Raw genomic sequence first — 11,111 nt, 5'->3', positions numbered from 1 at the left:
TCACGCCTCCTGTCCGGGCGCCACGACGCCGAGCGTGCCGTCGGTGTCCTCGACGGTGCCGCCCGGCCCGAGGTACCACGTGCGGTGCGCGTGGCCCGGGTACGGCGGGTCGAAGCGGCGGGTCTGCGCGGTGAGCACGGCGTCGGGCACCGGGTGGTCGCGGACCGCGTTGCGGCGCGCCAACTCGTCCTCTCCCACCAGCGCCACCACGTGCGTGACGAGGGCGTCGCGGCGGCGTGCCACGGCGTGCACCAGGGACCGCTGGTGCCGGTTGAGGGACGTGGCGTCCCACACCACCGTCGCACGGCCGGTCAGGGCGCTGTCCAGCCGTCGCAGTCCGTCGCGCAGCACGTCCTGGTTGGCCCGCTGATCGGCCCGGGACCCGCGGGCACCCCGCAGCTCGTCCAGGGACACGCGGGTGCCGGCCCCGTTCAGGCCGGCGGCGAAGGTGCTCTTGCCGCTGCCCGCCGGCCCCACGAGGTGGATCAGCCGGGGGAAGTCGCCCGAGCGGTGCCGCCAGGTCGCCGCGACGGCCTCCTCGGCGGTGCCGAGGCGCCCGTCGGCGTACGCCTGCCGGGCCTCGGTCCAGCAGCGGTCGGCGGCGTCGCGGCCGAGTCCGGCGAGGGCGTCCCTCAGTCCGCCGCGCAGGGGCGCGAACGGCTCATCGGCGAGCAGTCCCGCCTCGTCGGCGTGGAGCGCCGACCACTCGGCCTGCTCGCGGGCGGTGCCGTCGGTCGCGGCCGCGGCCGCGACGGCGTGCAGGGCGCCCAGGTCGGCGGCGACGGAGAGACGGGCGAGCCCGGCGCGGCGGTCCTGGTCCGGGTACGGCAGGTGGAGCGCGGAGTGCAGTCCGACCAGGTCGGCGACGCGACGGGCGGTCGCCATGCCGAGCGGTCCGGCGAGCCGCGGCGCCAGCGAGGCGCGGCGCGCACCGTGCAGCAGGGCGGCGAGCACGCCCGCCAGCCGGGCGTCCCCGGTCCGCCCGAGACCGTCGAGCCGGGCGGCCGCGTCCACCGCGGCGGTGGCGGCGTGCGCGCCCTGCGCGGGCAGGCCGAGCGCCGCCTCCAGGGCCGCCGGGCCGGGCGCCGCGCCGGAACGGACCGCCCACAGCGCGGCGGCCGGGCCGAGCCCGTTCTCCACGACGGCGGCGTGCATCCAGTGCGTGTCGGTCCGCACGTGGTCGGGCCGTACCCACTTCGCCACGCGCCGACCGAACTCCTCGCGGCCGAAGCCCTCGGTGGTGCGGACGACCCAGCCCTCCTGGCGGGTGGTGTCCACGCGCAGCGCCCGCAGCGCCCGTTCGTCGAACGTGCCGCGCCACAGCACGGGCGGCACGGGGACGCCGAGGCGGCGCAGGAAGCGGGTGGTGGAGTCCCAGTCCAGGCAGTCGTCGCCGTCCCAGACGGAGAAGCCGTAGAACCAGCTGTCCAGGGCCTCGTAGGCGAGCGAGTGCCGGGCGAAGAGGTTCTCCCCGCACACCCGCCGGCCGGCGGGGATGCCGGGCCCGATCCGGCCCTGGAGTGCCTTCACCCAGGCCCGTGACGGGTGGTGCACCGAGTCCGGCGACCGCGCGTGCAGGCCGTCGGTGTAGAGGGTGGTGTTCTCCCCGTCGAGCTTCTCGGTGACGACGACCTCGCGACCGCGCAGCCCGTCCAGGTCCCGGGCCCGCACATCGTCCGACGCGGCCCCCGGCGACCAGGGCAGATGCGGGGTGCGCGGATAGTGCGTACGCATGATGGCGGTGCTCCCCCGTGATCCTTTGGTGCCCGGCCACTGTAGGAGCCGTGCGGACGCCCGTTCCATTGATTTAGCGAGGACGACGGGGGGCAGCAGCCGGGGCCGGTCGGCACCGGCGACACCACGTGGCGGAGGCCGGGCGGGGGGCGCGCCCGGGCGCTGCGGACTCCTGCGCCGGTCACTCCGACGGCGGCACCGGTCGCGCCCCGTGACCGCCGTCCGCGCAGACTCGTCACCAACGTCCTGCCTGTCCCGAGGCGAAGAGAGTGACGATGGCTGCGAATCCGCTCGCGATATCCCGCCACGCCCGTTGGCTGGCCGTGCTCGTGCCGGCGGCCGCCCTGGCGATCTCCTGCCCGGTGGCGGCGTCACCCGCGGGCGGCAGCGGCACCGGGCGCGGTACCAGGCCGACGATCGTGCTGGTGCACGGGGCGTGGTCGGACGCGTCGGGCTGGCTCCCGGTCATCCGCGGACTGCAGAAGAACGGCTACACGGTCCTGGCGCCCTCGAACCCGCTGCGCGGGCTCGGCGCGGACTCCGCGTACCTGACGGCGGTCCTCAAGACGGTCAAGGGCCCCATCGTGCTGGTCGGCCACTCCTACGGCGGCGCGGTGATCACCAACGCGGCGGCGGGCAACCGCAACGTGAAGTCCCTGGTCTACATAGCGGCCTTCGCGCCGGATGCCGGGGAGAACGCCCGCCGGCTGATCGCCAAGTACCCCGGCAGCCACCTGGCCGACGCGTCGGCCCTGCTGCCCGCCGCGCTCCGCACGCTCCCGGTGCCGGACGAGGACGGCGGGGACGGTGGGCTCGAACTGTGGATCAGGCCCGAGCGGTACAACGAGATCATGCTGAGCGACCGTGTCCCCGCCGCCACCGCCGCTTCGCTCGCGGCCGCGCAACGCCCCGCCGCCACCGGGATCGTGACCGAGCCGGCCCGGTCCGCGGCCTGGCGGACCATCCCCTCCTGGTACCTGGTCGCCACCGCCGACCAGGCCATCGGCGCCGCCAACGAGCGCTTCATGGCCCTCCGGGCCGGCGCCCACGTCGTCGAGGTGGACGCACCGCACGCCGTCCATGTCACGGCGCCGCGGGCCGTCACCGACCTGGTCCTCGAGGCCGCCCGCGCGGCCGGCCCCCGCCTCGCCCCCGCCGCGAACTCCCGGCCCGTCGCGATGATGGCCGCGGCGGCGAGCATCTCCGTGGCCACCGGGACGGCGCTGTACGCCCTGACCCGCAGGCGCGAGACCCGAGGCCGCTGACCGTGCGCCGGGCTCAGCCCGCGGGACGGGCGAGCACGGTGGCGAACGTCACGTCGATGAACGCGTCGAGCGGCTGCCGGTCGCGGACGAGCCTGGCCCGGGACATCGCCCCCTCGAAACCGCTCACCAGGTAGTCGGCCAGCGCCTCGGCCGGCACCGTCCGGGCGACCTCCCCCGCGTCCTGCGCCTCCCTCAGCGTCTCCGCGAGCGCTGCCTGCCAGCGCTGGAGGTGCCCGTGCACCGCATCGCCGAGGGCCTGGCTGTGCGCCGGGACCTCGGCGGCCAGATTGGCGAGCAGGCAGCCGCGCGCGAAGTCGTTGCGCCCCGCGAGCGCCACGCGGTGCCGCAGGTTCTCCTCGATCCGGGCCACCGGCGAGCCGGTCGGGCCGGCCAGGGTCTCCAGGGCCAGAGAGCCGGAGAAGCGGTCGACGGCATCGAGGCCGAGCGTCTCCTTGCTGCTGAAGTGGTTGTAGAAGGACCCCTTGGGCACTCCGGCCGCGACCACGATGTCCTGCACGCTCGTGCCGTTGTAGCCGCGCTCGTGGAACAGCCTGAGGCCGGCCTCGGCGATCCGCTCTTTTGTCGTCACGCTCACAGTATGACCGGTCGTCTCAGCGCCGGGATCCGGGAATGTCCCCGGACGGCGGAGTGCTTATCCTGTCCAAGACGACCGGTCACATTAGGCCGCCACGTCCAGTACCGGCAGCGTCGCCGGCCCCTCGACCTCACCGCCGGAACCTGGAGACCCATTCGTGCACCCCAACCCCCACGAGGCCGCGCACCGCAGGAGCCCTGTGCCGGTCCGGGCCTGGCTGCAGCCCGCCCTGATCGGCCTCGTCATCGTCTCGGCCTTCATCAGCTGCTACATCGGGGTGCAGCGGGACCCCCAGCCGCACCGGCTGCCGATCTCCGTCTCCGGCCACCTGCTGTCCGGCGAGTTGCAGCAGGCGCTCGGCGACACGGTCGACGTCCGCCCGGCGGCATCGACCGCCGACGCCCGCCTCGCGCTGGAGCGGCACGACGTGGTCGCGGCGCTCAGCGCCACCGACCACGGCGAGAAGCTGCGGCTCGACGTCGCCGGGGCCAACGGCCTGTCCACCACCAACGCGGTGAAGAACCTGGTCTCGGCCTACGGCCACGGGGCAGGGAAGCACGTCGCCGTGCGCGACGTCGTGCCGCTCGACCGGTACGACGCCCGCGGCCTCGCCGGCTTCTACGTGTCCTTCGGCGTGTCGCTCGCGGGCTTCGTCCTCGCCCAGAACGCGCTGGGGCTCGGCCAGTTCCTCCACCTGCGGCACAGGCTGACCCTCATCGCGGGCTTCTCCGCGGTCTCGGGCCTGCTCGCCGCCGTCATCGCCGGTCCCGTCCTGGGCGCCGTACCCGCGCCCTTCCTGCCGCTCGCGTTCACCCTGGCCCTGCTGTCGGCGGCCGCGGCGTTCACGACGAAACTGCTGGGCACCTACCTCGGGCCGCTGGGCGTGCCGGTCGCGACGCTCCTGCTGCTCACCATCGGCAACTCCACCAGCGGGGCGACGATCGGCACGGACCTGCTGCCCGGCGTGGGACGCGCCCTCTCGACGGCCCTGCCCCCGGGCGCGGCGGTACGGGCGGTCACCGAGATCACGTACTTCGACGGGGCCCACGCCCTCACCCCGCTCGCCACACTCGCCCTGTGGGCGGGCGGCGCCGCGCTGCTCGTGGTGGCGCGCCCCCGCCTGGGTTCCGCCGTCCGGCGGCTCCCGCTGCGGAGGACCGCCGCGGCGGTCTGAGGCGGCACGGGTGGGCTCCCGGCGCGTACCCCCACGACGCGAGGGAGCCGCCCGTGCCCGCCGACGCCCATGCCCATCTGCGCATCGCCCGCCCGGTGCGCGACCTCGCCGCCGCCGAGCGGTTCTGGGTCGACGGTCTCGGCCTCGGCGTGCTGTTCCGGCACGAGGGGGACGGCACACCGGGTGAGCACTCGCTCCTCATGGCCGGCTGGCCCGATGCCCCATGGCACCTCGAACTCGTCCAGGGACCCGGCGTCCCCGACCCCTCGCCGACCGTCGGGGACCTCCTCGTCGTCCACCTCGACGAGGAGGTCCCCGAGGAGCTCGTGGGCCGCCTCGAAGCGTGTGGCGGTGTGCGGGTCGCCGCGCACAATCCGTATTGGGACACGTGGGGGGTGACCCTTCGCGACCCGGACGGGTACCGCCTCGTCCTCTCCTCCCACGGCTGGCACTGACGCGCCCGTCAGGTGAGGAGGTCGCGCAGTTGCGCGTTCGACGAGGCCCTTGGCGGTGTGGCGGAATGACGTTCCCGACTGGTCGTCCAGGCCGTGGCGCAGGATCAGCGCGCCGGCCTGACGCGGTCGATCCGGGCCGGGGCGGCGCGTGCCGCACTGGTGAAGACCGCCGCGATCACGGCGTGTTCGAATGGGCGTGCCGCGATGGTCGCCGGTGAGACGCCCAGGCACGCGGCCGGGAGGTTCAGGCTGTCCGCGTTCTCATCGAAGGCGCGGCGCGGGGTCACGGTCCGGCCGATGAGATCGGTGGGAGCGTATGCGCCGAAGGGCGCCTCGTACCGGGGGTCGAAGCGGGCGGCGGCGAGAGGTTACCCCGCCCTCCCCCAACCTTCGGCCGGAGGTGCCCCCAACTCCCCTGCCCCCTCCGTTGTGTTCGCGCCTGATCCTCGGTGGGGGGTAGTAGCGGCACCGTGCCTGGAGCACCCGTTGGCGCAGCGCGGGCGGGGCACCATCTGGAAACTCAGATGTAGCTCAGAGGAATGACGAACCTCGGGCAACCACCCTGAGGGGCACGTAGGTTCCGCCTCATCACGCCTGAACGGGCGCGGGAAGACGGGGGGACCTTCCGTGGTGATGACATCGGTGCTGCGCGGGCTCGGACTCGGCACTTCTGTGCTGCTGCTTGCCGGATGTACCAGTGATTCCGGAGCGGCGGCCGAACCGCCTGCGACGAAACCGAAGCAGGAGAGCCGGGCGGCCGGATCGGCCGTCGATGAAGAGCGATACAGCAAGCAAGTGGCAGAGGTTCTCGGAACGGGGATCGCTCAACTCGACGATTCCTTCGTCGAGTCCGGTAGTGAGCGTGTCAGCGACGGAATTCACACCTACTCGACGCTTTCGCCCGGTGGGTCTTATGCCGTGGTGGTCGTCTGCGCCGGGAAGGGGAAGGTCGACCTCTCGCTGGGTTCGCGTCCCCCGGTCCGTCAGACCCTGCCGTGTGACGGCGCTCCTGTCACCCATCGCATCGAGCACGCTCCGGGGACCCTGCAGATCGACGCCACCGGGGTGCCCGGCTCCGCCGGGATGGTGGCCTGGCGCATCAGCACGATCGACGGGTGATCGTTGGCCTACCAGGCCCGGGCTGCGCCAACGGATGGCCCGAGCACGGTCCCCCTCCATACCCCCACCGGGGATCAGGCGCATGACGAGACGGAGGGGGCGGGGTCGTAGGGGTGGGTGTTCTGGACTGTGGAGCATATTTGGGTGCATGACCCGGGGTGATCAGCGGCGAGTGCCAGAGGCACCTAAATGTGCTGTCCAGAATGGCCAGCCCCGGAGGCCCCGACCCCGGCGCCCAAGGAAACGGGCGCCGGGGTGCGTGACTTCACGGGGCACTCGGGCGGGCGGGCGGGGAAAACCCCCACGGTGGGCGGCCCGCTACTTGGGGTCGCGCCGGAAGGATGCCGTCGACCAGCGATAGCCCAGCACCGTGAGCACCGCGCACCAGCCGGCCGCGAGCCACCCATTGGAGCCGATCTCCGTCCCCAGCAGCAACCCCCGCAGCGTCTCGATGGCCGGCGTGAACGGCTGGTACTGGGCGATCGGCTGGAACCAGCCCGGCATCGCGTCGATCGGGGTGAACGCGCTGGAGATGAGGGGCAGGAGGATCAGCGGCATCGCGCTGTTGCTGGCGGCCTCCGCGTTGGGGCTGGCCATGCCCATCCCGACCGCGATCCAGGTGAGCGCCAGGGCGAAGAGGGCGAGCAGGCCGAACGCGGCGAGCCATTCCAGGGCCGTGGCGTCGGTGGAGCGGAAGCCGATGGCGACGGCGACCGCGCCGACCAGGACGACGCTGGCGACGGACTGCAGGACGCTGCCGACGACGTGCCCGATGAGCACGGACCCGCGGTGGATCGCCATCGTGCGGAAGCGGGCGATGATCCCCTCGGACATGTCGGTGGCCACGGAGACGGCCGCCCCGATGACGGTGCTGCCGATGGTCATGAGCAGGATGCCGGGGACGATGTAGGCGATGTACGCGGAGCGGTCGGCGCCACCACCCATGCCGGCGCTGATGACGTTGCCGAAGATGTAGACGAAGAGCAGCAGCAGCATGACCGGGGTGAGCAAGAGGTTCAGGGTCAGGGAGGGGTAGCGCCGGGCGTGCAGGAGGTTGCGGCGGAGCATGGTGGTGGAGTCGCGGACGGCGAGGGTGAGGGTGAGGGTGCTCATCGGACGGTCTCCTTGATGGCTGCGGTGGTGTCGGTGAGGGCGAAGAAGACGTCGTCGAGGTCGGGGGTGTGGACGGTGAGTTCGTCGGCGTGGATGCCGGCGGTGTCGAGGGTGTCGAGGAGGGTGCGCAGGGCGTGCTGGCTGCCGTCGCTGGGGAGTTGGAGGGTGAGGGCTTCGGTGTCGTGGGTGGCGGTGGGCAGTGCGGTGGTGGCGTGGTGGTAGGCCGCGGGGTCGGTGAAGCGGAGGCGGACGTGGCCGCCGGGGATGAGGCGTTTGAGTTCTTCGGCGGTGCCTTCGGCGGCGATGGTGCCGTTGTGGAGGACGGCGATGCGGTCGGCGAGTTCGTCGGCTTCCTCGAGGTACTGGGTGGTGAGGAGGACGGTGACGCCGCTGGTGACGAGTTCGCGGATGATCTGCCACATGTTGTGGCGGGAGCGGGGGTCCAGGCCGGTGGTGGGTTCGTCGAGGAAGATGATGCGGGGGTTGCCGACCAGGGTCATGGCCAGGTCGAGGCGGCGTTTCATGCCGCCGGAGTAGGTGGAGGCGGGTTTGCCGGCGGCGTCGGTGAGGTCGAAGCGGGCCAGGAGTTCTGCGGCGGTGCGGCGTCCTTCGGGCCGGGGCAGGTGGTGCAGGTCGGCCATGAGGAGCATGTTCTCCTCGCCGGTGATCAGGCCGTCGACGGCGGAGAACTGCCCGGTGACGCCGATCGCGGCGCGTACCGCCTGCGGGGCGGTGGCCAGGTCGTGGCCCGCGACCTGGGCCTGTCCGCCGTCCGCGGAGATCAGGGTGGAAAGGATCTTGACGGCGGTGGTCTTGCCCGCGCCGTTCGGCCCGAGCAGAGCGAACACGGACCCGGCGGGGATCCGCAGGTCGATCCCGTCGAGGACGGTCTTGTCGCCGTAGGACTTGCGCAGCCCGACCGCGGAGACGGCGGCAGGCGCCTGCGCATCGGGCCGCCTGGACGTGGGCATGACAGACGAAGGCATGGAGCCCTCCCATTCGAAGGGTGAAGTGGTGGGGAGTGGGCGAACAGGCGGACCGGGTGCTCAGACCCGGGCGCGGCGTACGTCGATGTTGCCCCAGCGGGACCTGGCGTGGACCTCGACGGTCTCCTCCGCCTCGGCCGGGGGTTCGGCGCCGGCGAGGGTGTTGCGCACCTGCCCCCGCTCGGAACTGACGTCGAGCCAGGCGGCGGTGCCCTCGCGGACGCCGACATCGATGGCCCCGTAGGAGTTCTCCAGCGAGACGGTGCCGCGGGCGACTTCGGCGACACGCAGCGTGCCGTGGGCGACAGTGGCGGTCACGGAGCCCTCGGCCCGCGCGATGTCGACGTTGCCGTGGGCGCCGCGCACCCGCAGGTCGCCGATCGCGGCCTCGACAGTCGTGGTGCCGTGCGAGTTCTTCAGGACCGCGGGACCGTCGACGGTGCCGATGCGCAGGCTGCCGAAGCTGGTGGCGATCTCGGCGGCGCCCTCGATCCGGTCGACGGTGATCGAGCCGTGGGAGGCGGTCAGTTCGAGCGGTCCGGTGATGTCGAAACGGACGTCACCGGACGAGTTCTTCACCCGGACCTCACCGAGCCGGCCCTCGCCGAGCACCTGGGTCCAGGAGCCCGTGATGTCGACGCGCGAGCCGATGGGCAGGTCCACCGTCACGTCCACGAGGCCGGAGGGCCCGACGAGGTAGCGCTGCTTCGTCCTGACGGTCAGGACGCCGTTGGCGTAGGTGACCTCGGCCTGCTCGGCGGCCCGCACGTCCTTGTCCCGCTTGGGGTCGCGCGGCAGCACCTCGACGACGGTGTCGAGGCGGTCGCCCGCCGTGAAGCGGATGGATCCGGCGTCCACGCGGGCGATCGCCGAGATCGGTGCGGGGGTGTCGAAAGTAGGCATGGCTGTCCCGTCCTCCTGGGTCTTCGTGGCGTCCCTGCTGGTGGGACGTGGTGTGGGTGAAGTGCGGCGGGCAGGGCGCGGCTAGCGCACCCAGCCCGTGAAGCTCTGTCCGACGGTGCGGGCCTTCTCCGCCGGACGCGGCCGCGTGCCGCCGTCGACCGCGGCCGACACGGCGCGCACCAGCCATGCGTTGACCGACAGGCCCTCGCGGTTCGCGGCCTCCTCGGCACGCACCTTGAGATGCGCCGGCAACCGCAGATTGACGCGGGCGGTGCCGCCCTCGTCGCCGTCACCCGGTGCCGGTGCCGGCGCCGGCGCCGGCGCCGGTGACATGAGCGGCTCGGGGGCGCTCTTGTCCTCGTAGGCCTCGTCGCGCGGCGGTGGCGTCACCACGAAGTCCGGGTCGAGCCCGCGCAGCCGTAGGTCGACCGAACCCGGGGCGAGTTCGCGAGTGATCTCGTCCATCGCGGCGGAGAGCACATTGAGCATGGTCAGGCGGGTCGCCGACTCCAGGGGAGCCGTGAGCCGCTCGGCCAGCTCGCGCGCTTCTTCACCGCCGGCTTCGGCGGCCACCGCGAGTTCGCGGCGGAGGTTGTCGACATACGGCGTGAGGTCCATGACGCCATCATGGCACCACGATGGCGCCACGTGCAAGGCCTTACGGGACACGGACAGGGGAGGCGTCTGGAAATGCCGCGCTGACCTGGCGCAACACACCGAAATGGAGGTGTGTCATCGCGGCACCACATGGCGTCCCAGCCGCATTGGCACACCTCATGGCGCCATAGTGGCGCCACTCCGGCGCGACTTAGAGGTCGCGTGAACAGACGCGGTTGGGGACACCGGCAACAGGACGGGAGGGCCTGGTGATCATGGAGTTGGGACGCCCTGTGATCACAGGGGAGACCTGTGCCCGCGCTTCCATCACGGCCGACCGAACCGCTCTGGGACCAATGCACGGTCCTGCTTCCCGAGCGGCCGGAGTACCACCCGGGCCACCCGCATGGCTGCCACCGCAGACGCATCAGCGACCGGATCATCTTCGACAAGATGCTGCAACTGCCGCAATTCGACTGTTCTTACGAGGCGATCGCCGACACGACCTGCTCGGACACCACGATCCGCAACCGCCGCGACAAGTAGATACGGTTGCGCGTCTTCGCCCGGCCGGAGCAGATCGCGCTCGGCTCCTACGGCCGATGATCCTCGACCACATCGCCGAGGACGGCTCCACGTGTACCTGGACGCCGGCCACGACTCGGACAAGGCCCGCGCGCTGCGCAATGAACGCGGCCTCCACGGCCGCATCGCGCACAACGGCGACAGGGCGCCCATCCAGGCCCGTCAGAGGTGGCACGTGGAGGGCGCCCACGCCTGGCAGAACGCCTTCTGCCGGCTCGCCCGCTGTTGCGAGCGGCGCGCCACCGTCGTCGACGCATTCTTCGACCTCGCCGACACGCTCATCACCGTGCGCAGTCCGACCCGGCGGGCATGGCCGACTCACCGCCGGGACGAACGCACGAACCGCCGACCATGACCGCCACGCACCTCTCGACGTCGCGAAGGGCCAGCACTTCGACCGCGGCCCCGGACGACTCCAGCAGTGGTGCATCGGCAGACGCCGGGGATCCGGATCGGCTCCAGCGGGCCGTGGTCGGCGGCTTCCGCAGGTTCGTCGCCGTTCAAGGCAAACGGTCGGCAGGGCTGACTGACGCCGGCGACGGAGGCTGTCGGTACCTCCCGTGACAATCACCTCGCCACGTTGAC

At 72.5% G+C, this 11,111-nt stretch carries 11 protein-coding genes and 1 pseudogene; 5 read left to right on the top strand and 7 right to left on the bottom strand.

Annotated features, from left to right (window positions below; translation table 11 throughout):
- On the bottom strand, nt 1-1,734 hold the full coding sequence (locus PV364_RS28365) for an RNA ligase family protein (RefSeq protein ID WP_319663211.1): 1,734 nt from the start codon (nt 1,732-1,734) through the stop codon (nt 1-3).
- 275 nt (nt 1,735-2,009) lie between these two features.
- Between PV364_RS28365 and PV364_RS28360 the strand changes: the two genes are divergently transcribed.
- A complete protein-coding gene (locus tag PV364_RS28360; protein WP_319663210.1) occupies nt 2,010-2,999 on the top strand; it encodes an alpha/beta hydrolase in 990 nt (329 codons plus the stop codon).
- A gap of 13 nt (nt 3,000-3,012) precedes the next feature.
- Here PV364_RS28360 and PV364_RS28355 read toward each other — a convergent pair whose 3' ends face one another.
- A complete protein-coding gene (locus PV364_RS28355) occupies nt 3,013-3,588 on the bottom strand; it encodes a TetR/AcrR family transcriptional regulator (protein ID WP_319663209.1) in 576 nt (191 codons plus the stop codon).
- A gap of 163 nt (nt 3,589-3,751) precedes the next feature.
- On the opposite strand from PV364_RS28355, the gene PV364_RS28350 reads away from it, so the two are divergent.
- Together PV364_RS28350 and PV364_RS28345 are read left to right on the top strand one after the other, a co-directional pair.
- Nucleotides 3,752-4,768, top strand: a complete 1,017-nt coding sequence (locus PV364_RS28350) for a hypothetical protein (RefSeq protein ID WP_319663208.1) — start codon at nt 3,752-3,754, stop codon at nt 4,766-4,768.
- A gap of 53 nt (nt 4,769-4,821) precedes the next feature.
- Nucleotides 4,822-5,223, top strand: a complete 402-nt coding sequence (locus tag PV364_RS28345; protein ID WP_319663207.1) for a VOC family protein — start codon at nt 4,822-4,824, stop codon at nt 5,221-5,223.
- A gap of 104 nt (nt 5,224-5,327) precedes the next feature.
- Here PV364_RS28345 and PV364_RS28340 read toward each other — a convergent pair whose 3' ends face one another.
- Nucleotides 5,328-5,510 carry a hypothetical protein gene (locus PV364_RS28340; RefSeq protein WP_319663206.1) on the bottom strand — a complete coding sequence of 61 codons (183 nt, stop codon included), beginning with the start codon at nt 5,508-5,510 and terminating at the stop codon, nt 5,328-5,330.
- A gap of 340 nt (nt 5,511-5,850) precedes the next feature.
- Between PV364_RS28340 and PV364_RS28335 the strand changes: the two genes are divergently transcribed.
- Nucleotides 5,851-6,342 (top strand): hypothetical protein, encoded by a 492-nt coding sequence (locus PV364_RS28335; protein WP_319663205.1) that lies wholly within the window; start codon nt 5,851-5,853, stop codon nt 6,340-6,342.
- A 318-nt stretch (nt 6,343-6,660) separates the two neighbouring features.
- Here PV364_RS28335 and PV364_RS28330 read toward each other — a convergent pair whose 3' ends face one another.
- The 4 genes from PV364_RS28330 to PV364_RS28315 all read right to left on the bottom strand — a co-directional run bounded on the left by PV364_RS28330 (nt 6,661) and on the right by PV364_RS28315 (nt 9,962).
- Nucleotides 6,661-7,455 carry an ABC transporter permease gene (locus tag PV364_RS28330; protein ID WP_319663204.1) on the bottom strand — a complete coding sequence of 265 codons (795 nt, stop codon included), beginning with the start codon at nt 7,453-7,455 and terminating at the stop codon, nt 6,661-6,663.
- A complete protein-coding gene (locus PV364_RS28325) occupies nt 7,452-8,441 on the bottom strand; it encodes an ATP-binding cassette domain-containing protein (RefSeq protein WP_319663203.1) in 990 nt (329 codons plus the stop codon). The genes PV364_RS28330 and PV364_RS28325 overlap by 4 nt, the downstream gene beginning before the upstream one ends.
- Nucleotides 8,442-8,501: 60 nt before the next feature.
- Nucleotides 8,502-9,344 carry a DUF4097 family beta strand repeat-containing protein gene (locus PV364_RS28320; protein WP_319663202.1) on the bottom strand — a complete coding sequence of 281 codons (843 nt, stop codon included), beginning with the start codon at nt 9,342-9,344 and terminating at the stop codon, nt 8,502-8,504.
- Between the two features lie 81 nt (nt 9,345-9,425).
- A complete protein-coding gene (locus tag PV364_RS28315) occupies nt 9,426-9,962 on the bottom strand; it encodes a hypothetical protein (protein WP_319663201.1) in 537 nt (178 codons plus the stop codon).
- A gap of 291 nt (nt 9,963-10,253) precedes the next feature.
- Here PV364_RS28315 and PV364_RS28310 point away from each other — a divergent pair.
- Nucleotides 10,254-10,881 (top strand): annotated as a pseudogene (locus tag PV364_RS28310) (IS5/IS1182 family transposase).
- Nucleotides 10,882-11,111: the final 230 nt, after the last annotated feature.

It is taken from the genome of Streptomyces sp. MI02-7b (genome assembly GCF_033793585.1).
Classification (GTDB): Bacteria; Actinomycetota; Actinomycetes; order Streptomycetales; family Streptomycetaceae; genus Actinacidiphila.
Note: the sequence above shows the minus strand (reverse complement) of the source record. Positions and strands in the feature narration are given on the sequence as shown.